This is a genomic window from Desulfuromonas acetexigens, from assembly GCF_900111775.1.
Classification (GTDB): domain Bacteria; phylum Desulfobacterota; class Desulfuromonadia; order Desulfuromonadales; family Trichloromonadaceae; genus Trichloromonas; species Trichloromonas acetexigens.
Window position 1 is genome coordinate 250515 of sequence record NZ_FOJJ01000023.1, and the last position, 23751, is coordinate 274265.

The 23751-nt window shown below is 48.0% G+C and carries 22 protein-coding genes and 1 pseudogene; all 23 read right to left on the bottom strand.

Annotated features, from left to right (window positions below; all coding sequences use genetic code 11):
* Window positions 1-47: 47 nt before the first annotated feature.
* Complete coding sequence (locus tag BQ4888_RS10135) at window positions 48-266, bottom strand: addiction module protein (RefSeq protein WP_092056947.1); 219 nt, start codon at window positions 264-266, stop codon at window positions 48-50.
* Between the two features lie 194 nt (window positions 267-460).
* A complete protein-coding gene (locus BQ4888_RS17985; protein WP_092057154.1) occupies window positions 461-1027 on the bottom strand; it encodes a sugar transferase in 567 nt (188 codons plus the stop codon).
* A 294-nt stretch (window positions 1028-1321) separates the two neighbouring features.
* Window positions 1322-1948, bottom strand: a pseudogene (locus BQ4888_RS17990) (NAD-dependent epimerase/dehydratase family protein); the annotation flags it as partial.
* Complete coding sequence (locus BQ4888_RS10150) at window positions 1902-2837, bottom strand: glycosyltransferase family 2 protein (RefSeq protein WP_205747994.1); 936 nt, start codon at window positions 2835-2837, stop codon at window positions 1902-1904. The gene BQ4888_RS10150 and the pseudogene BQ4888_RS17990, both read right to left, overlap by 47 nt.
* Entirely contained in the window at window positions 2834-3778 is a 945-nt protein-coding gene (locus tag BQ4888_RS10155) for a glycosyltransferase family 2 protein (protein WP_205747995.1), read from the bottom strand. Before BQ4888_RS10155 ends, BQ4888_RS10150 begins: the two co-directional genes overlap by 4 nt.
* 250 nt (window positions 3779-4028) lie before the next feature.
* A complete protein-coding gene (locus BQ4888_RS10160; RefSeq protein WP_092056952.1) occupies window positions 4029-4766 on the bottom strand; it encodes an SDR family oxidoreductase in 738 nt (245 codons plus the stop codon).
* Window positions 4763-6055, bottom strand: a complete 1293-nt coding sequence (locus tag BQ4888_RS10165) for an FAD-binding oxidoreductase (RefSeq protein WP_092056954.1) — start codon at window positions 6053-6055, stop codon at window positions 4763-4765. The genes BQ4888_RS10160 and BQ4888_RS10165 overlap by 4 nt, the downstream gene beginning before the upstream one ends.
* 21 nt (window positions 6056-6076) lie before the next feature.
* The gene (locus BQ4888_RS10170) at window positions 6077-6487 is read right to left on the bottom strand and encodes a divergent PAP2 family protein (protein WP_092057155.1); all 411 of its coding nucleotides are present in this window, start codon (window positions 6485-6487) and stop codon (window positions 6077-6079) included.
* A 2-nt stretch (window positions 6488-6489) separates the two neighbouring features.
* On the bottom strand, window positions 6490-7323 hold the full coding sequence (locus BQ4888_RS10175; RefSeq protein WP_140396644.1) for a decaprenyl-phosphate phosphoribosyltransferase: 834 nt from the start codon (window positions 7321-7323) through the stop codon (window positions 6490-6492).
* 62 nt (window positions 7324-7385) lie between these two features.
* A complete protein-coding gene (locus BQ4888_RS10180) occupies window positions 7386-7787 on the bottom strand; it encodes a GtrA family protein (RefSeq protein ID WP_092056955.1) in 402 nt (133 codons plus the stop codon).
* Window positions 7784-9070 (bottom strand): NAD(P)/FAD-dependent oxidoreductase, encoded by a 1287-nt coding sequence (locus tag BQ4888_RS10185; protein ID WP_092056957.1) that lies wholly within the window; start codon window positions 9068-9070, stop codon window positions 7784-7786. Before BQ4888_RS10185 ends, BQ4888_RS10180 begins: the two co-directional genes overlap by 4 nt.
* 2 nt (window positions 9071-9072) lie before the next feature.
* Complete coding sequence (locus BQ4888_RS10190; protein WP_092056959.1) at window positions 9073-10008, bottom strand: NAD-dependent epimerase/dehydratase family protein; 936 nt, start codon at window positions 10006-10008, stop codon at window positions 9073-9075.
* Between the two features lie 234 nt (window positions 10009-10242).
* Window positions 10243-11394: a hypothetical protein gene (locus BQ4888_RS17365; protein ID WP_140396641.1), complete on the bottom strand. Its 1152-nt coding sequence runs from the start codon at window positions 11392-11394 to the stop codon at window positions 10243-10245.
* 522 nt (window positions 11395-11916) lie between these two features.
* Complete coding sequence (locus BQ4888_RS10195; RefSeq protein WP_092056961.1) at window positions 11917-12618, bottom strand: methyltransferase domain-containing protein; 702 nt, start codon at window positions 12616-12618, stop codon at window positions 11917-11919.
* Window positions 12619-12627: 9 nt separating this feature from the next.
* Window positions 12628-16638, bottom strand: coding sequence for a glycoside hydrolase family 99-like domain-containing protein (locus BQ4888_RS10200; protein ID WP_092056962.1), 4011 nt, complete (start codon window positions 16636-16638; stop codon window positions 12628-12630).
* A gap of 3 nt (window positions 16639-16641) precedes the next feature.
* Window positions 16642-17934, bottom strand: coding sequence for an RraA family protein (locus BQ4888_RS10205; protein WP_092056964.1), 1293 nt, complete (start codon window positions 17932-17934; stop codon window positions 16642-16644).
* Window positions 17935-19245, bottom strand: a complete 1311-nt coding sequence (locus tag BQ4888_RS10210) for an ABC transporter ATP-binding protein (RefSeq protein ID WP_092056966.1) — start codon at window positions 19243-19245, stop codon at window positions 17935-17937.
* Window positions 19235-20053: an ABC transporter permease gene (locus BQ4888_RS10215; RefSeq protein ID WP_092056968.1), complete on the bottom strand. Its 819-nt coding sequence runs from the start codon at window positions 20051-20053 to the stop codon at window positions 19235-19237. Before BQ4888_RS10215 ends, BQ4888_RS10210 begins: the two co-directional genes overlap by 11 nt.
* A 6-nt stretch (window positions 20054-20059) precedes the next feature.
* A complete protein-coding gene (rfbC, locus tag BQ4888_RS10220; RefSeq protein WP_092056970.1) occupies window positions 20060-20608 on the bottom strand; it encodes a dTDP-4-dehydrorhamnose 3,5-epimerase in 549 nt (182 codons plus the stop codon).
* Window positions 20609-20844: 236 nt separating this feature from the next.
* Window positions 20845-21219 (bottom strand): GxxExxY protein, encoded by a 375-nt coding sequence (locus BQ4888_RS10225; protein ID WP_092056972.1) that lies wholly within the window; start codon window positions 21217-21219, stop codon window positions 20845-20847.
* A 21-nt stretch (window positions 21220-21240) separates the two neighbouring features.
* Window positions 21241-22128, bottom strand: coding sequence for a glucose-1-phosphate thymidylyltransferase RfbA (gene rfbA, locus BQ4888_RS10230; protein ID WP_170232826.1), 888 nt, complete (start codon window positions 22126-22128; stop codon window positions 21241-21243).
* A 334-nt stretch (window positions 22129-22462) separates the two neighbouring features.
* Window positions 22463-23401: a dTDP-4-dehydrorhamnose reductase gene (rfbD, locus tag BQ4888_RS10235; RefSeq protein ID WP_092056974.1), complete on the bottom strand. Its 939-nt coding sequence runs from the start codon at window positions 23399-23401 to the stop codon at window positions 22463-22465.
* Window positions 23398-23751, bottom strand: a complete 354-nt coding sequence (locus BQ4888_RS10240; RefSeq protein ID WP_092056977.1) for a four helix bundle protein — start codon at window positions 23749-23751, stop codon at window positions 23398-23400. The genes rfbD and BQ4888_RS10240 overlap by 4 nt, the downstream gene beginning before the upstream one ends.

Genomic DNA, 23751 nt, shown 5'->3' on the forward strand with positions numbered 1-23751 from the left:
CGAACACGGATAAAAGCGGATAAGAACGGTAGACTGCGTCTGCACTTTCACTTGAGCAGATCACGCACGCACTGCTTGGCTTCCGGAATGTCCAGAAATCGCGTTTTTCCTTCCGCGACACGCCGCTCACGCTCTCGCAGAACCTCCCCGTGCCAATCCGGTGAAGGTACGCTTTCCGGCTCCCTGGCGAGATCATCCCAGATTTCTTCTATCAACTGAAGTTTTTCTGCTGCCGTCATCCGGTCTAACGGGAGTGCAACATTCATCGCATTCTCCTTAAATGGGTGATATGGATCAAAATCAACATACCACCCAATACCGTTGCAAACAACTCGCGCGGCTCAAGACGGTAAGGAATCGGACAGGATAAAAGCGGATAACGGCGGATTGGATTTTTGATTTTCCCACTCCCGACTCCCGACTCCCGACTCCCGACTCCCGACTCCCCACTCCCCACAATCTACCCCCCCCGTACCCGGTCGCCGGAACCTTTGCCGGTGACGGTTTGGATGATGTACGAAAAGTACTTGCCGAGGGTCAAATCTTTGATCATCCGGTCATCGGTTTCGGCCAAAAGCTCTGGGGTCGACATGTCGATTTCATTCACCTGCGCCAAACCGGTAATCCCCGGTCTTACCGCATAAACTCCACGCTTCTCACGTTCGTTGATGAGCTCCTGCTGATTGAACAGGCAGGGACGCGGGCCGACCAGGCTCATCTCCCCCTTGAGCACATTCCATAACTGCGGCAACTCGTCGAGTTTGGTGCGCCGCAGAAAATTACCGAAAGGGGTAATGGCACTGCTGCTTGCCAGATGGCTGGCCACCGACGCCGTCCCCACTTTCATGGTCCGGAATTTCACCAGCACAAAAGGCTCTTTGTTTCTACCGACGCGCTCCTGACGGAAAATGGGGGAGCCGGTATCGAAAAAGCCGAGCAGGGCAACCAGCAGCAACAGGGGAAATCCGACGATCAGTCCGAATAGCGCGAAGAGAATATCAAAGAAGCGGGTAAGAACAAGCAACATCGGTCTCTCTTTTCCGATAAACGCCACATCTGCCGGCTTGAGGATAAACGACCGCGGCGAAAAACCAAAATCCCTGATCGCCGGGTCATGGTCGAAAACCAGATCCTCATTCATCCGTCTCGCCATGGCCGGAGACCAATGACGGAAGCGCGGAAAGAGGCGAAGAAAAGAGACTCCCAGACCGAAGGCAAAGAGCGGAATAGAGAAAAGTCGGGGACGACGACCGAGGGCGTGAAAAACTCGGGTAACCATGTCCCGATAGGACAGGGTCTCGCCGCCGGAGATGTTGTAGGCTCGGTTCGACACGAAGGACGCATTCAGGGCGAAGAGGCAGGCTTCCGCAACATTCTCCCCATGAATCGGCTGGCGCAGGCCCCGGGCCGCACCGAAGAGGGGGAAAAAACCGAAGCGCCGGGCAAAGCGGGCTATCTCGGCGATATTCTTGTCGCGGCCACAGCCATAGATCAGCGTCGGGCGCAGAATGATCCACTCAATGCCCCGGCTTTCGGCCCATTCGCGCAACTGTCGCTCCCCTTCCGCCAGACGACCGGCAACGGCTGTTTCCCGGGGATCCGCGGACTGTTGCTTGGTGAAAAGGCTGGTTGAGGAGAGCGCGACGATCCGACGGGCACCGTGGGCTTCAAGAAAAGAGAAATGATCCGGCAAAACCCAGACCGGAGCAACGCAGATCCACTCGGTAATCGAAGTCGCAGGCAAACCAGGCTCCAGGCGGCGCCAGTCGACGCCGTCGAGAGAAGAACCAAGTTCGGCCTGGCGGGAGAAAGCGATCGGTTGGCGGCCGCCCTTTAGCAACAAGTCAAGAACAGAGGCCCCGACCAGGCTACTCGCCCCCAACACTCCGACCGGCACCGATTTATTCACGCTCCCCCCAAACACGACGAAATCCCAAACGAACAACATGCCGTGCAGCAACCAGAACAAAACGCAACCACACCCCGGCAATGACCAGTCCCATCAGCCCCCAGGGATAGTCGTCACGGAAGAACTTGCGATAAAAACGGACCATCCCCCGATGTTTGTGCCATTCGACAAAGAAGGGGCGACTGCGGCTACAGGCGCCATGGACATGATCGACCCGGGCATCGGGGACAAACAGAATCTTCCAGCCTTTGCGGCGAAAGCGCAAACACCAGTCCAGGTCCTCGCAATGGAGGAAATAGCCCTCATCCCATTCGCCCACGTCGGCAATCGCCGCACGGCGCACCAGCATACAGGCACCGCTGATGGCCTCTACCTCAATCGGGCCGGCGGGAAGGGGTTGTCGGTGCAGATTGAAGTCCTCGAACCAGTGGGGCCAACGCTGGGCGAATCGGGTCAAACCAAAAGCCGTAACAAACGAGCGCCAGGGCGTCGGGATAGCCCGTCGGCCACCAGCCTGCTCGCTGCCATCGGGATTGACCAGAAAGCCGCCGACCATTCCCACGGACGGATCGGATTGCAGAACCTCTAAAAGTCGGGATACGCAGCCGGACGACAGATGACAATCGGGATTGAGAAAAAAAATGTGGTCTTCTTGGGCATGACGGAGCCCGATATTGCAGGCGGCGGAGAAGCCGAGATTGGTGGGATTACGTATAATTTTGATCCGAGATTCGGATGCAAACAGCCTCTGTATGCGATCGATGCTGCCGTCTTCAGACGCATTATCAACGACGATAATTTCAGCGACCTGCTCAAGAGTTGATTGCAGACATTCGCACAAAAAGTCCCCGGCATTATAATTGACAACCACCGCCGAAACAGGGTTCGGAAAAGAGTTCTTCTGTTCATACGCGCCATTGACCGTCATTGTCTTCCCCATCCCTTATACAAGGCCCGCCAGATGTGACGAGTGGAAACAACCCGATCCCGCTGAATCAGTCGACGTTTCTCCCACATTTTCGGAAAACCGCGCAAGGCATCACGTTTCGCCCGGAAAACCGTCGGCCCTTTGCCCCGCCAGGCAAAAATCGCCAAGGTGACAAGATTAAGAAGCAGATGCAGGGGCAAACAAGACCAGAACAGCACCCCCGGCATATTTTTCACATAAGTCCAGATCAGATTGCGATGCCCATGGTACAGGGCGAAGTCGCTTTGGCCGCCCCCCGTCGTCGCCGAACCGACGTGATGAACCACGGAGGAAGGGACGAGCAGGGCCTTGTAACCTAACAATCGCAAACGAAAACCGAGATCCACATCCTCGACATAGCAGAAAAAATCCTCGTCGAAACCACCCACACGAAGAAAGGCGTCGGCGCGATACAAGGCCGCCGCCGCGCAAGGGGAAAAAATTTCCCGAGGCTCTCGCGCCCCCTCGGAAACCGGGCGGCCATGCCCCGAACGCCACACCAACCCACTGATATGATACACATCCCCCTCTCCATCCAGAAGATGAGGAACCCCGGCGATTACCTGCCTGCTGCCGAACATCGTGTAATCCGGATGGGCTTGCGCCGTTTCAACCAGTTGCTCCAGCCAATCCGGCTCGGGAAAAGCATCGGGGTTGAGTAGCGCTATCCATTCGCAGGAAGTCAACGCCCTCAGCGCCCGATTATTTCCCCCCGCGAAACCCAGATTGATAGAACTCTGAACGAGCGAAATCCAGGGATAACGGGTCGCGAAATCTTCGGGGGGGGGGTGCGTACTCGCGTTATCGATCACAACCACCTGGAAATTTCGCCAGGTCTGCTTTCCCAGGTGATCCAGACAGCGCCGAAGCACCTCCCAGGAGTTGTAATTGACAATAATCACACAACAGCAAGGCATCCGAAAAAAACATCTCCTCTGCTAAACCGCTATTTCTTCGATAAAAATCCCCCTTGACCGCCGCGACCAAGGGGGACTGAGGGGGCAGGGTCAACCCCGGTGCTAGAATTTGAAAGATTCCGACAATACTCCTTTATCTTTCTGGGATGTTGGGTTCACGGTTTTCTGATTTTGATATCCGCTATTGACGACCGACCTCACAGTGGGCACTTGGATAATGTGTGCGCCCCAGCTTTTAAAGGTTGCTTTTTTTAAAAATCACTTCAGGGACATGGCGTATGATCAACATAATCATACGCCATATTTTTTTGGCATAAATTGTATTACTTTTGGCATCTACCCCTTGGTAAATAGCCCCTGCAACCTCCTGTGGAGTAGCTAAAAGCTTTTTCGGAAGATCCAAACCGGCGGTCATTTTTGTAGCGACAAATCCAGGCTTGACTGTCATCACGTGGGCACCAACCTTGGCAAGGCGGTGACGCAAACCAGCCAGATAAGCACTGAACCCGGCCTTGGCACTTCCATAGATATAGTTGCTGGCCCGACCCCGATCGCCGGCAACGGAGCTGATTCCGACAATGAAACCACTGCCTTTCACTTCGAAATCCTGCGCAATCACTTCAAGAATACTGACCGCCCCCAGATAGTTCGATTCGATAATTTTTCTGGCAACAGAAAAATCTTTCTGGGCCTGAATTTGATCACCAAGAAAACCAAAAGCGACTATAACGCCTTCTGGCTTAGGGTTCATTTCATCCCAAAAAGTTGCATGAGACCTATAGTCTGTGGCATCAAATAAAACTTCTCTAGCCTCTATACCGTAACGAAGTCGCAAATTTGAAGCTTCCCTCGCAAGACTATTCATATCACGAGAAGCTAAATGGACATTCCAGCCTTCCTTAGCGAATTTAGCCGCTGTGGCTACAGCGATATCGCTGTTTGCACCTAAGACCAATAACCACCTATCGCTCATATACCCAACCTCTGTGATTGAAGGGAATTAAACTTTTCAGACAACCCATAGCTAGACCTTACTTCGCGGAACTTATCGAGCATCGGATAACCTTGAGTAAAAATATTTCTTGAAACACGAACATCCTTGGTCAGATAAATGCGGCCACCATAATGGACGACAATCTCATCAAGTTTATCGAGCAATTCAAAAAGCCCTGGTTCTATTTTAAAATCTAAAGCGAGACTATACCCTTCCATAGGGAATGAAAGATAATTTTCATTGGCAGGACCATACAGTTTGAGCACGGCCAAAAAAGAGCCTTTTCCCGAATCGGCTATCTGGCTCAAGATTTTGTTGAGGCCCTCGAAACTTCTCTCTTTGGGCAGGATAAACTGATACTGGGTAAAGCCACCTTTACCATAAATTCTATTCCAGTTATTCAAAGCGTCCAAGGGATAAAAAAAGCTGTCTATATCGACTTGGCTATGGCTGATTCGCTCGCGCACCTTCCCGTAATAAAACCAATTAAACGCTCGAACGCTCAGACTATTTAAAGCAAACCCAGGAAATTCAAAAGGAATGGACATTTTCTTTTTAGGTGTATAATTCAGATCTCCATCGTTTAAGAAATCGCCCACCATCAAAAGACATCTACCGATGTCGGTTTTTTTCGCCAAACAATCAATCCAGGCAACAGAGTACGGTTGGTGTCCATACTCTTCAAAGGCCGCAAAGGTTTCCGCAAGATTTGCCGTTTTGATCGTAGTTTGACCGATCTGTTGTGAGGTAATGCGTTTCAAATAAAAACTGACTTCAAGAATAATTCCCGTAAGCCCCATCCCACCACAGGTCGCTCGAAACAAATCTAGGTTTTCTTCGCGACTGCAACAAACGATTCGACCGTCAGCCAGCATCAGACTAAATGATTTGACGCACTCGCTGAAACAACCTTCGATGTGGTGGTTTTTACCATGCACATCACTAGCGATTGCGCCCCCCACAGTAATAAGTTTTGTTCCGGGCGTCACTTTGAGAAACCACCCCCTGGGGACAAAGACATCGATGATATCAGCCAGCAAAACCCCGCTTTCACAGGTCAGCAAACCGGATTCTAGATTAAAATCAAGATAACGGTTGCATGAGGTCATGGGCACTATATGCGAAGAAAGAGCACTGTCGCCGTAACTGCGCCCGTTACCAAAGGGTATGATCTCGGGAACCCGATCAAGTTCTTGCGCCAAGTGGGCATTGGGCAAAATAACGGTTGAGTCAATAATAGGGAACTTCCCCCAGGCAGTAAGTTTCATGGCATTTCCTCAAAGGGGTAATTAAAACAGATGAATAAATGTAGCAACAGCAACGCCGACCAGAATGCCGCAAAGAATCTCAAGTCGTGTATGCCCCATCCGTTCCCGTAATTTTGGGCAGGCACTCTCACTGGAAAACAGGCCATTGATAATAACGGCATGTTTCCCAACTTCTCGACGCAAGCTATTAGCATCAAGCATCACAATAAAAGCCAAGGTGAGCGAAACGCCAAAGGCCGGATGAGTAAGGCCTTCCCTGAAAGCGATGAGTGCCGCCATACTACTGACAATCGCACTATGATTACTTGGCAAGCCGCCATAACCAATCAATCCGAAAGCAAATTGCCTAGCCTTAACACTATTGATCGTAAATTTAAAAATGCCTGCGATGAACCACGCAAAAAATGGGGTTATGACATAAGAATAATCCATCTCTAACCCCGCATCGGCCATAGTGCATAGGCGCAAGCACCAATCCACAAAATGACTGTCAGAAGCAACTGCCAGTCAGCAAGCAAAGCATCCGTCGGCGACTCGCCCCCATCCAGAGTTTCAACGACATACCAATAACGGAAAAGGCCAAACAGCACTAATGGAACTGTGAGAACAAGCTCAGGCCGATCAGACAAAACAAAAATACTATAAAAAACCAAAGCGCCCGTTGCTGACATTTCAGCATAACGATCTACCAAGGCGACAGAATATTTTTCCAATACCTTTCGCCCCTCAATACCACTTTGGCTGAGTTCCTGCCGGCGTTTCACCGCAGCCAGATAAAGTGCCAGACATAAGGTTGTGACCAGCATCCAACCGGATACAGGTACATCCAAGGCTACGGCCCCGGCAACTACACGCAGAACAAAACCGATGGCGATTGTAAAAATATCAACAACAGGCTGGTGTTTGAGCACGAACGTATAGGCGAGATTTAGCAACAAGTAGCCAAGGATAACGATTGCAACTTCCGTAGCAATAAAAAAACCACAAATGATGACCACATAGAGAAAACCCAAAATCGACAGTGCTGTTGGTACAGAAATGACACCAGCAGCCAAGGGGCGTTTTTTTGATTTTATTGGATGGCGCCGATCCCGATCAAGGTCATGAATATCGTTCACAATATACGTTGCGGAAGAAGCCATACAGAAAAGAAAAGCGGCTAAAAGAGATCTTCCAACCATAGGCATAGACAAAAACTGCCCGGTAAAAATCAACGGAGCCAACACGAAACCATTTTTAATCCACTGCTTCGGTCGCATCAACAACATGATAGCTATTGCTTTATTTTTGAACAGATTCGAAGACAATTGAGTAACCTTTCAAAATCACTTTATCGGAAAGACCAGCGTTTATGCCCTATATAACTGGTAAAAACAGGCACCACAACACCACAGGCATGGGCTATTTCCCGAACATAAGCGGTAACACCTAAAGAAGGTAGCGCATAATAAGCCATCCCCATACTGATAAGCCACGTCTGAAGAACAGCGAAAAGATTGACAATGATAAAAAAAACAGCTGAGCGATGCAGGGCCTGCTGACTTGCCCTGAATACAAATATCTTGGCCAGCACGAACGCTGTAACCATTCCGCTAATATAGGCAAAAATGATGGCTAAAGGAAAGTCTATCCAAAAATTATAGAGGATTCTCGAGCCGAAATTAACAATAGCGGCAACCCCACCAGTTATCAAAAAGGCAAAGAACTGCCTTGACATAAACTGCTGGATCATGCGGTTGCTTCCCTGGCCAGGTTCCGACCAAAATGAATACTTTCTGAAATACCGCGATCTTCCGGATAGTAATAGGAGGTATCAGCTACCCATAGCCCCTGTACGGGCAAGGACACTGGCGGGAGAGTTTGGAGATAGCCTGGGCCACATATCGGCTGGGCATATCGGTAACGGTTTACCCTGATGTCAAGAAAGTCAGAGTCTGAAATTTTGGGGTTGATCTTTTTGAGGTAACGACTGACTTTATCAATAAATACTTGGTCGGATTCCGCATACTTTGGGTGCTCACCCGGGACATAAAAGGGGACATAGACGATATGCTGATCAAGGGGTCGCAGATTTGTATATTCAACCAAGCCAGGGATATCCATTTCAGGGTCATTGGTGTTCAGCCAAAAGTTTTCTGTTACAGCAACTCGCAACTTGGCAATTACACACACAACAGCGACATTATGGGTCGACTGGAACTTCGCGAGAATATTCGGCGACAGATCAGGCATAAGTTGAGCCACATATGGTAAGGGTACGGTACTGATAACCTTGTCGAACTTCTCAATCGTGCCACCGACTTCTACGCCGATCACTTTTCCTGATTTGATAATGACTTTATTCACAGGTGAGTTGAGACGCACTGTCCCGCCATGCCCCGTTATTGCGCCCTGCATGGCTTGCAGCAGAGCGCCTGAACCCCCTGTCAAGTATCCTAGCTTTTCCCGAAATAAATCATAACGGGAGCGGCCGATCCGCCGAATCCGGCTCCATATCCAGGCGGCGGAAAGTCCGGTGGCGTATTCATAAAACTTATAATCAAACAGCCGGCGCCACAGAATTTCATAAGCCTCTTCGCCGACCCAACGCCGAATCCAGCCCGTAGCTTCAACACGATCCAGAGGCTGCCAATTAGTCCGCTTGGTTGACAAAAAAGCATGTAGACCATAACGAAATTTGGCAGCAAAACTCAGGCCTTTAAACCTAAGCAAAGCGACGGGATTGCCCCAAGCCTGCAACCGATTCTGAAACCAATAGCCCATCTTGGTTTCGACCCAGCGCATTTGATGGGACAAGCCCAATTCCTCCAGCATTTCAAGGAAAGCATGATCGGATATGCAATGGAAGTGGTAATAACGCTCAATATCCATACCACCGAAATCGAAACAGGCGGTCATCCCACCGTTACGGTCATCGGCTTCAAATAAAACAGGCTCATGTCCATCCTTGGCCAATTGATAGGCAACTGCCAACCCCATAGGACCAGCGCCAATTACCGCAATTCGTTGCCCCATAATTAAAACTCCAAAACGACTTTGCTGTAAGTCGGGTCATTAAAGGTTTCATCAATGGCCTTAGCAAAAGGGGTATATGGGACCCCAAAGATGCCAGGCCAGTCGATCACTTCAAACTCATCTTTAGCGACCAAAGCGGCCAACTGTTGAGTAGTAAAGGGCGGGTTACGGTCAAATAACGACCACACCCAAAGCAACCCATAAAATATTCCATAAGGAATCTTCACGATAGCGGAACGAGCCTGGACGGCCCGCTTAATTTCACGAATCATGTCGATATAATCAATTTTTTCATGACCGGAAATATTATAAACGCCACCCTGCTTCCGACTCTCGATACAGCTGATAATAATATCGCAGAAGTCACCGACATAAAGAGGCTGGCGCATGTACCGGCCATGACCGGGGATGGGGAAAATTGGGACCTTTTGCATAAATCGGGACAACCAACCCAAGTGCTTGCGGTCAAACCAGCCAAACATCAGAGTTGGGCGCAGAACAACATTAGGTACGGTGCTGGCAAGCACCATATCTTCCTGAGCGCGTTTGGACTTTGTGTAAAAATCTTCAGCCACTGATTCCAACACCGAAGAACTAATGTGAACCAGATAAGGAACCTTATATTTTTCTATGGCATCCAATACCAGGCGGGTAGAGTCGATATTGTTGCGTACGAATACATCATAAACTAAACCACCAATCTGTGCCTGCAACATCACCACAGCATCCGCACCCTCAAAGTGTCGCTGCCAGTCGCCCGGTTCGGCCAAGTCGGCATATTCCGCAGTGATATCAGGCTGCACTCTCTGTAATACAGCGAGATTGGCTTGATGTTTATCTAAAACGACAATGTCGGTGTAGCCCTGGGCCTTGAAACGGGCAACGAGGTTTTGGCCTACAAGACCGGCTCCGCCAGGCAACAAGATCTTCTGATTCATAATTTAATTCAATCCACTACTGCCTAGTAAAAAGTTGAGCATGTTTAGGTGGTATCGTCATGTGGTCCGAAATCAGCTTGAGAGTACCCAATCCTCAGCTTACATATCTAGGAATGTAAGTTTAGGCTTAAACACAGAGGGCAGGATCTCTTCCCATTAATTATCCCCCAAACTGTCCTCGATCGACCTCATAACGTGAATGTCCCTTTATGTTTACTTGAATTCACTTTCAATTCAGTCAACTACGCGTGGAGACCAAAATCTTGTTTCCCTAAGCAACACCAGACCATTACTCACTGCAATTTCGGCTTGCTCGCCTTCGACCCAGTAGAATTCCTTTATGTGTCGTTGGGCAACAACGTCAGCACTTACTGGGGAGACGATATCTGCCGCAACTGCAGTTCCCCGACGGTACTCGTCCTGCGCTGCCTTGATTCTCCAACCTGCATTTGTTAGGAACGCAAAACCAACAACAAGTACAAATGCCCCAAGCAAAAAATTCCGGAGAACTCCTTTAGAGAGAATCAAAATGACAATCCATGCGGATAACGGCAACGCTGTAACAAGGTAACCATAATGAAGCTCCAAACCTGGCGACCATGGCTGCATACCGGCACGTGAATACGAAATTGCAACAATCATTGCTACAGTTTGAAGTGCTGACAAAAAAACAGGAAGAACCACAAGGGATGGATAACTGCCTGAATTGCCTGGCTTGTTTCGCAGCATTAGTAAAAAGCTTCCGCCAAGAGCAATAATTAAAATGAAAGTCGCAAATAGAGACTTGATGAAAGAACTGTTAATTGCAAATATACCTAACCAAGACTTAAGCATCCCAAAAGCAAAATAAACGTATTGTTCTTGATCATTGGCCTGAACTTCCGTAGCCGCCGAGCTCGTCCATCCCAGCCAAATGGCCAAAACAGTTATTCCCCAAACAAGAAGACAAAATCGCGCTGCCAATGATGAGCTGCGAAGCCCTCTCGAAAAAATAATCGCACAAAGGAAACCAAAACCTAGGATAGTAGAAGTAATTAATCCATTCCCCCCACACAATGCGCAAAACGCAAGAGCGAGATATGCCCCATCACCCAATTTATCCCGACCAGTCAAAACCGACTTAACCCATAGTAGGTTTGCCAAGGCAAGGAAGAACAAACCAGACAAAAATTGGAAACTAAAGCCCCATGCTACCGTGTTGAAACCAAAACCAAGCAATACGCCTGGAACAAGCCATTCAGACCATGATTGCTCATTTAGAATAAGCCTAGACAACATGACCCAACAAATCGACGTAGCCGCGATAACCATAACATTTGCGGCAATCAAAATCCGAAAATCACCACCAGTCAAATTTAATAACACGAGATGGAAGAATTTTTGCAATGGTATCCGGTGATCATTGTGTAATGAAAAAAGCCAAGAAGTATCGAATGACCAAGGATTAACAAGGAATCCGATATATGACCAGTCATCAGAGTAGGGAAATGGCTTAGTTAGAGGATATAACAAGGAAAAAAAAGCAAAGCGGCAATCAACACACCAGTACGGCCATCCGTCAAGTATTTAACCATTAGAATCACCAGTTCTATGTGCACAATGAACTCCTACTAGAGAAGCACATGTGCATTAAAGTCATTCAACGAAAAACGTAAAAAATTTTTACCAAACCAGATCTATCGGTGACTGCTACTGAATCTTTGGAATTAAGAATGGAGACCTCAAGATGTGCCTGATCCTGGATAGCTTTAAGGTTCATCACAGCCTGATTGGAAAAAGTAGACCAAGAAACCTCGTTTATACATGTGCAAGTGACAAAAACGGCCGGAACATGTCTGCATTCTATTAAATTTCTCCATATTGCCGATAAGCCAAGAATTAACTGCTTAGTCACCGGAATAACATAAGTTACGACTTCTTCATGACAAACACATCAAGATACTCTCCGTCGAGACCAAGCAATCTATCACGTATACAATACGTTCGCACAGGACTGCCCGTCCATTTCATAATTAAGCGTTCGAAATCATCACCATAATCCCAAGTTACAAGCGCGCGACCGTCTCCCACTGGATTACCGTGAAAAATGGGCTCATGCAAATGAAAAATATCATCGTCTACTACGTGGGCGCGGGGATAACTAGTCAACAGACCCTTATGCTTGGGTGCTGTAAACGCATGAGCACCACCTTGCTTAATTACACGCAATATAGAATTGAATGCTTTTTGTGGCGAAAAAACATGCTCCATAACATCCTGCGTAATTACCAAATCGAATGTTTCATCAGCAAAAGTTAAATTTTCTAAGTTTTCACATCTCACCCCATCCTTATCAAAACCAAGAGGTACCCCATCCAATAACTGAGAAGAAGAATAGTTATTACACCATCGCGAGATAAAATCATTGCTCGGCGATGATTCATGAATACTGAGAGATGTCCAATCTGAAATAAAAAAATCTAAAACATGTTGCAGCGCTCTTTGGCGGGGCAATGAACCGCATTTTTCGCATATATATGTATCACGAAGCCAATCACCATAAGCGGTGAAAATCGTGTCTTGACGGCAACAATGGCAATATCCTTTATTGCTTTCTGGCTCGCAATTCATGCTTAACCTTTAGCAGCCCTCTACCGTATAATTTCCGCTTTTCACAATTTGGCAGAAAAGGCGCTCAACAGCATGTGCGCACGTGCCATCCGCCAAACCCGATTCGGCTTCGAAAAATGTATCATCCAATTTAAGCAAAGGCACAAGACTTTTTATTGAAAACCAGAACATTGAGCCTGCGGGGAATAAGTCATACTCAAAATCGATCTTTATTTGATTTGCAATCTTTCGAACTACTTCCTTATCAAAAGTCATATTGTGCTCGTTATGAAAAATTAAATACTTTTTTGGAGCAATCATTCCGAGCCGAGAGTCATTTCTAAATCGGCACAAAATATCCTGAACCTGATCTTTTGATCCTATCAATGAATCTAAAATTTCATTACGTATGTTATCTCCATCATTTCTGTAAATGCTGCGCTTTGAATGAATCTTGCATACTGCAGTGTATTCTAGACTATGTATGGCATTAAGCATACGCACGAAAGGCAAAATGTCACGGCCACGATTTTCAACCAACTCAATATGAGAGCCTGGAAAATCGGCAAATACTTTTTTGGCAGCCGTTGAAGATGTAACACTTACAAATAGGTCGAAGCCATTCTCCTCAAAAGATCTTTTCAAATAGCTACATATATTAGGCCACAACTCTTCATAATGGAGATGGAGAATTACCGCACATTCACTCCGTTTTTCTGGTACATATGCTATACCCTGCCCCTTGAAAAGAAAAGGCTCGTAGTCCCTAAGAACATCGTAAGTAGTTTGAAGATATCCGTAGCCGAATTTTTGGTCAGGCTCAAGATGGGTTCCCTCTGCCCACTCGTTCCAAGCATTTACAAATACAATTTTTTCACCGGAACCATATTTTTTATTGGAGAATACTTTGTTCACAATAGAGGACAACCACTGCTTGTAACGCAACAAACTAAATTCATGAAATATATGGCCGTTATTTTGCTTTCGCGCAGTGTTATCCCAAGACAGCATGGCGGTTCTGAAAAGTTTGTAATCAGGTTCTTCTTTTAACAATTCATTTGCAACGACCTGTTCGTAACTATAAACGTGCCCACAGTAATCAGGATTGGAAAAATCGAGATGATTTGTAATATCCGAACTAATGACAGTGTGAGGTGGAAATTCGACTGACGCATCAAAATTAAATGGCTCAGGTGAGCGTATTCCAAAGCTTTGCGCAGACACAAGGTATAGACCTGGAAATCCATGCTTCAACAACTCCTCACGCCAAATTTTAGCAGTGCCTGCCATATTCGGGATAATGTTTGCACGATATATAATCAGAACCGGTTTCCCATCAATACATATGTAGCGCTCATCTTTAAAATATTTTATTAAATGACGAATAAACGCCAAGGAGTCCTCGTCGCTATGGTTTTGGGCTATAAGTATGTCATTTTCCTGGCCATCCCATCGCCGACTCCAGTTTTCGTTGGCCCACGTAAAACAAAATGGCATATCTACCTTTTTGTTGGCCAACATCATTTCCAACGGCGCATTCATTAGAATTTTTCCACCGAACCAGTAAAAATAATAGCTGAAACCGTAAATGCCATACTCCTTGGCCAATCTAGCCTGCTCCTCCATTACTTCTGGAACGCGAAGGTCATAATAACCGCTATGAATAGGGCAATGCGGCTGGTAGTGTCCGAAGTAATTGGGCTTGGCCTTGCCTACGTTTGTCCACTCGGTAAAGCCTTTGCCCCACCACTCATCGTTTTCTGGGAAGGGATGGAATTGCGGAAGATAAAAAGCAATCAGCTTTACCAATGGTGAAATAGGGGGATTTTTCTGATATTCCACGAACCGATTACGAGTTTGTTCAAACTCTATCCGCGGAATTACGGCTTCACTTTCTGCCCCTGTGCTAGATACTTTTTCGAAATTGACCGTACGTGCAGTGACTGGCTTTCGCAGTGATGCTAATGCCCGCCGAACCCCATCCATCCCTTCGTTCTTATAAATACGAAAAGCTTTATTTGATGTATTCTTAATTCCATTACCATGCCTGATAGCCGATGGAATAGCTGTAAACATGTAGACTAACCGTTTCCAGAAAATCGCGAGAGAGCGAATTGGCCACGTCAAACGCCAACTCGTCGAGGTCCATATGTGGTTCAACGTTTGTTGATGAAGTTCATCGCGCTCAGCTAACGCCTGGTTGAAGCCCGCGATCTGGTCATCGCGCTCAGCAACAACACTGTATAATTCAACAACCTGAGAGTCCTTCGCTGAAATTGATTCAACCAATCCGACCAAAACGCCTCTTGCTGTCTCTGCAACTTCATCGGGTGTGGATTGCACCAAGTTCACCGAAAAGGCCAGTGGCTTTAGCGCTGCGGAAAACGAACTGAAATCAATAGCCAACTCAAACTGTGGGTCATTGTCATAACAAATTGCCAAGATCCTATCCCCTTGAGGAATAAGTTCCAGCCCACGACAGTTTCGAATTTCTGACTTTTCACCTCCCCAAGCCCACAATATCTTTCCATTACCATCAGCAAGGGCCAGTGAACTTAGCCAGACCGCACAGGGTCTATTCGCCGGATCGAAACGCAGCGCTACAGGAGAGGTATTTGCCCCATCCAACCGAAAGCTGATGCCGACTTCTGGACCATTGGTGAAAGACACAAACTCACGAAGACAATGAGCTTCGTCGTATCCGCGGCTCTCCGTTGCGACAAAAAGAGCTGCAACAAAATTGTTCGGGTCTGTCGAGAAAGCAGTGCCATAGGGAGTAACGGATCGCTCTACCCATGCCAAATCGTAAACAGCGCGAATTTCATCTAGTTTAAGCCCAGCATTTGATCTGGCCGCTTCTATAGCTTCTGGAATTCCATCATCGAGGGACTGAAGATACTTCGATAATCTACCGCTACTGAGTAGATACCTGAATGGCAAGTGCTGATTCGATAGCAGCCAGCACAACAATCGGTCGCGTCCTTCACCCCAAGCCATATTCAAAAACTGGGGAAAAGCTTTCAAGTCTTGCGTATCGGCAATGGCAGCCAAATGTCCCTCGCCAACAACGGCGAGGTGTTTTTCCCACAAAAGTGCTTGTAAGCCTACACTGGAGCTGACGGTAACCACACCCTGCACGAATGGCATAAGGTAGTGCGATACGCCGTAAACCTGCCGGAACAATGGATGCCAAATAAAATTTGGATATCGACTACTCAAATATTCGACTGTTTCGTGTTTTAGGACCGGGTGCTCTGGATGTTCGCAAACAACCACCGCAATGTTTTTCGGCAAGGAATCCAGCACATGGACCAGCAGATCATATTGATCAGCAAATCTTGCGTTTGCGTCGTAGGCGTAAAAATTAGAAAATTGCAGCGCCAACAACACGGCAGACTCAAACGATGCAACAGCTGATCTAACAATTTTAGCTACCGGATTATCTGCAATATCTTTGGATGCCTGAAACTTTTTTCGCAAATCTGTCAATAGCGCCGTTGATTCGGCTGGCGGGCACCAAGCCTCCAAATCATCCTTATATTTGGCCAGAACACTTTCGGCGAACATGCCGCGAGGATCGAAATACATCGTTTCAGGGAAAGGGGGACGCGAAATGAAACCATACTCCATGTGCAATACTTTAACCTGAGGCCATGCTCGCTTGAGAAACGGCGCAGGAGAAAACGTCAAGCACACTGTTGGGATGAAATTGCCGAGGCGCTCACAAACCAAATCCGCCATGTTTGTAAGGGTAGCCGAGTCTGCCTGGTTCAAATACCACCTGCTGGCAACCGCAAGCGCGGATGATCCAAAGCGTGGAATCAACTCTGTTTGGTCAATCGATACAACACGACTATTTGGCAATATCGAACGAGCAATTCCACCAAGTGCTGAAGGAGCGATACAAGCCATGTCATTTTCATGGATTCCTTCATGAATGAGTGCCCTGGATATTTCCTTGACGAAGTAATCGATCCATGACTTCTTCCATGTTGGATTCTCACGCTCGACCAGCGGCTCGACATAAAAAAGAACACGCATTTATCAGAACTCCCCTAGAGCATCAAAAATTCGTTTTGGGGGAATTCCCATCGCTACCGACATACCCACTTTGAATTCTTTTTCAATCGCCTTGAGCGCCAGTTGATGAATTTCAGACCAACGTCCCTGAGGCACCACAACTACGCCGTCACTGTCAGCAAAGATGTAGTCGCCGTTTGAGATTGGGGTCCTGCCGACCTGAATTGGTTTATTCATTGCTCGAACCGTTCCCTCAAACTTGATATCGGCGCAATAGTGACCACGTGCAAAAACTGAAAACCCGAGTTTGGCAACATCGTCTGTGTCGCGCGTCAAACCGTCTATAACAGCACCAACAGCGCCAGCACGTATTGCAAGTTGGGCATTGAGGTTCCCGAAATACGCGCGATCCTTTACGCGGTTCTCAACCACGATGACGTCTCCGGGGCGTACAAACTGGTAAGAATCAAGCGCGTCGTAGATTCCCTGCCATGGTTCGTCGGGCTGGCACTGATCAAGCAGCAGCGTCTTGGCTCGGCCGAAAAAACGCTTTGAGCCGGAAATCTCTTTTGGCAAGGTGCTATCGGGAATACCAATCTCGCGAGTAATATCAGACAGAAGGGCCGAACTCAAATAGGGCATCAAGGCGGCAAGTCGAAGGTTGTCTTGAGCGCGGCTCCCTGCAGCAATCGTCTCGGCCAAATGAAGATCTTCAGGCCAATTGACATCGATGTTCTCGGTAGGTGTCAACTCAAAAAACAACGGACGCCGGCCAAAACGTTTACCCGTGGCTAGCACCTCATGGCGCACCATATATAACGACATTGCCTCTATTGTAGTGATGGGAAGGTCTACGCTATTAGGAATCCGACCCCGGCCGTACTGGGGCTCCCCCCCATCCCAGAGGTATTGTTTCGCCTTTGTTATGGCGACCAAAGAATCGTGATTATCTAATGAAAGCAGACTATTCAAGGCACGATCTAGCGTCTCTGTACTGACAAACGGCGCAGTACAGAGAGCCTGTATATAAATATCGGCCTTGACCTGTTCGCACTCCCATGCAAAAAGCTCATGACCATCCGTCGCATTACTTGCAAGCATTTCTGGTCGATTTAGTCTTTTTACTAGCAAATCACTGGCAAGACCAGCAATCTCGTCGCTATCCGTATCGAGATAAACCTCATCAATCAGTTTGCATTTAAGAAGTTGTTGGAGCTTTCTTTTGAAGAGATATTCACCATCTAGCACAGAGAGGTTTTTATTCTGGATTCTCTCGCTACTACCTTTTGCGGGGACGAATGCGACTATCTTTGCCACTTAAGAACCTCCTATAAGCTCTATGCTTGCTGGCGAGAATGCGAAGCCAAGGCACTGCCTCTCGCTGACAACAGTCAATCGCCGAACTGGCCAGCGCTGATCCAATTCAGTCCGCTCTCCACTAATGTCGGCAAGGCCGATGTAGAGAAAATATTCTCCGGCCGGTACATGTAACCTAAATCGATAAGTCAACTCTGAAATCCCGGCATTAAGGCCCAAATTAATGTCAGCAAAAAAACTGTTATCGCCCCAAACATCGACACCGGCACGATTCTTTAATGTGAAGCCCGTAACGACCTTGTCAAATTGACGATTACTTTCAATGACTGCCTTAATTTGTATTTCCTCCCCTGCGTTGAAAACATTTCTCGCTTGATTGTCGTCCCCCAAAAACTCGACGCGCAAATAGCGTGCTTCCTGAGATCCAAGGCGAGTTTCTTGAATGCCCTGCAACTCGTCACCATAGGATTCCGCATGTGCTACTGATCGGTTTCTGACTGACAGTTCTGGCATAGCAACTTTTCTAGTCAACTGCTCATACATCTTCACGCACTTAAGAGGATTTCGATCTTGAGATACAATGCGACCTTGTTCCAAAACAATAGCCTGATCACATAGCCGCACAATTGAACCGGTATCGTGCGAAACGAACAATATGGTGACCCCCTTCTCTTGCATCTCTCTCATACGCAGCATGCACTTTAGCTGAAACCCAGCATCGCCAACCGACAGGGCCTCATCAATGACCAGTATGGCTGGCTCAACATGAATCGCCGAGGAAAAGGCAAGGCGAGCATGCATTCCGCTCGAGTAAGTTTTTATCGGTTGATCAATATAATCGCCCAGGCCTGAAAACTCTATAACACTATCCATCTTCTCATGCATTTCGTCAGCGGTCAGACCCATCAAAGCCGAATTGAGAAAAACATTCTCTCGCCCAGTGAATTCAGGGTTAAAACCTGAGCCCAGCTCTAACAGAGCAGCGATTCGACCATTAGCCTGAATGTTTCCGTAGGACGGATTTAATGTTCCACAAATCATCTGAAGCAGAGTAGATTTCCCACTACCATTCCGTCCGAGGATACCAAAAGTTTCACCCCGCCTGACTTCAAACGACACATCCCTGAGTGCCCAGAATTCTTTGTAGTAAGCAGTGACGGGCGACGGGTGACGGATGACGAGTTGCTTAATCGGGGCAACGGCCCGCTTGAACCGCGGCAGGACAAACTGTTTTAACCGGTCCCGTGGCGTATCGTAGATCTGATAGCACTTACTCAGATTTTCTACTTTAATAGCAATATCAGAGGACATCGGCAAAACCTTTCCGCGTCTTCTGGAACCAGGCAAAGCCGATCCAGGCGAAAGCCCCGTAAATTAGCAGGCACAATCCCAGACCTTGCCAGTCCGGGAATTCACCGAAGACCAGAACCTTTCGCGTTTGCTCGATGATAAAGGTCATCGGATTGAGAAAAAGGTATTCACGAATTCCCTCAGGCAAAGCCGAGGCTGGGAAAAAAATGGGGCTCAAAAACATCAGCGCCGTCGTGAGAATGCCGACAGTTTGCCCCACATCCCGCAAAAACACGCCGAGAGAGGCTAACATCCAGGCAAAACCCAACGTCAGTACCAATAACGGAAGAAGGACCAAGGGTAAGAACAAGACAGAGGCAGGAAGAACATGGTTAACCATGCCGTTAAACAAAAGGAGCACGATCACGCTGACCAGGGAATGAAAAAGCGCCGAGCCGATCGCAATAATCGGAAGAACCTCTAGTGGGAAAACAACCTTCTTGACATAGCTGACATTACTCAGAATTAAGCTGGGAGCTCGGTTGAGGACTTCGGCGAAAAGATTAAAAACTATCAGGCCGGCAAAAAGAATGATGGCGAATTCGGTCTTGCTGTCGGAGTGGGTGGCCCCCCATTTGGCCTTAAAAACCACACTAAAAACAAAGGTATAGATCGCCAGCATGAAGATCGGATTGAAAAAAGACCAGAACAAGCCTAGGACGGAGCCACGATAGCGACCCACGACCTCGCGTTTGGTCATCTGCCAGACCAGATGGCGATGTCGCAAGAGACTGCGCATTAAACTGAGGGGATTGATGGAATGATTCATAAAGGTTTACTCAAAAACCTCGGCGTCGATAAAACGCTTGGCCGTGCGATCCTTGTCGGAGAGTTGCGGAGTTTCCGGAAAAGGCCAGGTGATGTTAAGTTCAGGATCGTTCCAGACGATGCCCCGGTCATATTCAGGCGCATAGTAATTGGTAGTTTTGTAGAGAAACTCGGCATGTTCACTAAGCACCAGAAAGCCGTGGGCAAATCCATCGGGAATCCAGAATTGCCGCTTGTTTTCCGCACTGAGATGCACACCGACCCACTTACCAAACGTGGCTGAACTTCTGCGAATATCGACCGCGACATCGAAAACCTCGCCGACGACGCAGCGCACGAGCTTGGCCTGGGCTGCCGGCGGCAACTGGTAATGCAGACCACGAAGGACGCCCTTCACCGAGCGGGAGTGGTTATCCTGCACGAAATTCGTCTTCAGCCCTGTCGCTTCTTCCCAAACCTTCTGGTTGAAGCTTTCATAGAAAAAACCCCGCTCGTCACCGAACACTTTTGGCTCAAGAATCAAGACATCGGGAATTTCAGTTCTAATTACGTTCATCTAAAACCTTTCTTACAGGAGTAAACGGGATGAAAAAGGTAAATTCAAAACCAAAAACAAGATCTTGGCTTTATCCTGTTCATCCCTTTTATCCCTGTTGATACGCTCTTGCCTTTTCCGTTAAAAAGCATTTTTTACAGGGATGAAGGGGATGCAGGGGATAGGGTTCAAAAACATAAACAAGACCTTGGTCTTATCCTGTTCATCCCTTTAATCCCTGTCAAACGCTTTTGTTTTCAATAATCGAAATGGTTATTAAACCGCCGATATTCCAATTTCGGGTTACCAAAATTGATCAGTAGCCCGACCTCGATTTTCGTTGCTTTCAGATAATTAAGAACCTGAGCGACATGTTCTGACGACAAGGCCTTTACAGCCTTGAGTTCTACAAGTACCCTATCCTCCACAACCACGTCAGCGACGAAATTTCCCACTATTTGCCCCCTGAAAGGTACTTGCAATGGGACTTGCGGGTTGGCCCGTAGTCCCTCATCGCGCAAGGCAATCAGCACGGCATTCTCGTAAACCGATTCAAGAAAACCCGATCCCAATTCATTACTGACTTGAAAAGAGGCCTTGAGAATGCGTTGGGTCAAATCTTCAAGCAGCATGCATTATCCCTTACATCCCCTTCATCCCTGTAAATTGTCTTCAAGGATTCTTTCCAAATACTCCCGATAACTCGATTTGGGGGTTTGGGCGATAACTTTTTCCATTGCTGCGCGCGTCAAAAAACCTTTCTTGAACGCGACTTCTTCAAGGCAAGCGATCTTCAAACCCTGGCGCGCCTCCAGGGTGCCGATAAAATGGCTGGCTTCAAGAAGGCTCATGTGAGTACCGGTATCGAGCCAGGCAATACCGCGTTCGAGGCGTTCAACGCGCAATTCACCCCGATTGAGATACTCGACATTGACGTCGGTGATTTCCAGCTCACCCCGGGCCGAGGGCTTCATCTGCTTGGTGATCTCCACGACCTTATTGTCATAGAGATAAAGGCCAGGTACCGCATAGTTGGATTTCGGCTTGGCCGGTTTTTCTTCGATACCTATGGCCTTCCCATCTTTATCGAATTCAACCACACCGTAGCGCTCGGGGTCATGAACGGGATAGCCGAACACCTTGGCCCCGCCATTGAATTCGGAAAAAATCTTAGTCAGACCCATTCTTCCGTAAAAAATATTGTCCCCGAGGATCAGGCTGACGGCATCTTTGCCGATAAATTCTTCGCCCACTAAAAAGGCCTGAGCGATACCTTTCGGCTCGGGCTGCACGGCATAGCTCAGCCGGATACCGAAGCGGCTGCCGTCCCCCAGCAAGGCTTCAAAGCGCGGCGTATCCTGCGGTGTCGAGATAATCAGGATATCCTGCACGCCGGCCCGCATGAGGGTCGAGAGGGGATAGTAGATCATCGGCTTGTCATAGACTGGCTGCAGCTGTTTGCTGGCCACCAGCGTCAACGGATAGAGACGAGTGCCGGCCCCACCGGCGAGTACGATACCTTTTTTGATTCCAGCCACCAGAACCTCCTAAAAATTACAGGGATGAAAGGGATGCAAGGGATGGTTTCAAAACCAGAAACAAGATCTTGGCTTTATCCTGTTCATCTCTTTTATCCCTGTTGATACGCTCTTGCCTTTTCCTTGAAAACTTTTTTACAGGGATGAAGGGGATGAGTTCAAAAACCAAAACAAGACCCTGATTTTATCCTGTTCATCCCTTTTATCCCTGTTGATCCATCTTGCCTTTTTTCCTTGAAAACTTTTCACAGGGATGAAGGGGATTCAGGGGATGGATCAAAACCCAAAACAAGACCTTGATTTTATCCTGTTCATCCCTTTTATCCCTGATAAACGCCTATGTTCTCTTTTCAAAGTACTTCCGCAAGCTTTCTCGCCAATCCGGAACCTGTATTCCGGTAGCCGCCTTATATTTCTCTTTCGACATTACTGAATATTTAGGTCGTTGGGCCGGCAACGGATAGCCTTCCGTCGGAATCGGCAGGATATTTTCAACCTTCAAACCTTCGAACTTGCGAGCTTGATCGATAATCTCAACCGCGAACTGATACCAGCTACATTCCCCCTCGCCGCTGAAATGGTAAATGCCGTAAGGCTGGTGAGGAGTGAGGGGTGAGGGGTGAGGAGCATCAATCACAGCCAACAGCTTGAAGATTGCCTCGGCCAGATCATCGGTCCAAGTCGGCGTTCCCCGTTGATCATCGACAACCTTGAGCTCGGTGCGTTCCTTGGCTAAGCGAACCATCGTCTCGACAAAATTGTTGCCGCCCAGGCCGTACAACCAGCTGGTGCGGACGATGAAGTACTTCTCCAAGCCGGACTGGATGATCCTCTGCTCCCCCAGGAGCTTGCTTATTCCATAGACCGACAGGGGACCGGTGGGGTCTTCCTCCCGGTAGGGCTCCTTTTTATCCCCGGAAAAAACAAAATCCGTAGAAACATGGACCAGCACGGCATCAATTTCTGCAGCCAACTGCGCCAGAAACCCTGGGCCTTCGCCATTGACCCGCATAGCCAGTTCGCTATGGCTTTCACAACCATCAACATTGGTATAGGCGGCGCAGTTGAGGATAATCGCGGGCTTTAAGTCCCGCAGAGCTAAAACCTGCTCCCGATCCGTCAAATCGAATTCCGGCAGATCGTAAGCATGAAGCTGGTAGCCGACAGGCAGCAACCGCTTCACCGCAGAAGCCAGCATCCCGTTGGCGCCGATGAGGGCGATGGTGGGGGAGCCCGGTTGGGAGTTGGGAGTGGGGAGTTGGGAGTTGGATGTCATACGTTGCTCCACTTTTTGTGCAAACCGGTCAAAAGTCGACCGACGGAATCGGCCAAAGCAATGGCTGGGTGTTCTGCTGAAACGAATCCCAACATAACAGCGAGCTTTAACTGCGTTTCCAGTTCGGCCAAAGACCCGCGTGAGATGCCGATAAATTGCAGATATTCTTTCGTATGGTTACGCCCTGATCCTTCAGCAATGTTACTCGGAATCGATACCGCTGCACGACGCATCTGCTGAGACAACCCGTAACGCTCTTCCGCAGGAAAGCATGATGTCAAATCATACACCGCCTTGGCCAATTCCATACTGATCCGCCAAGCCTCCAGTTTTTCATGCGGCTTTCCCAC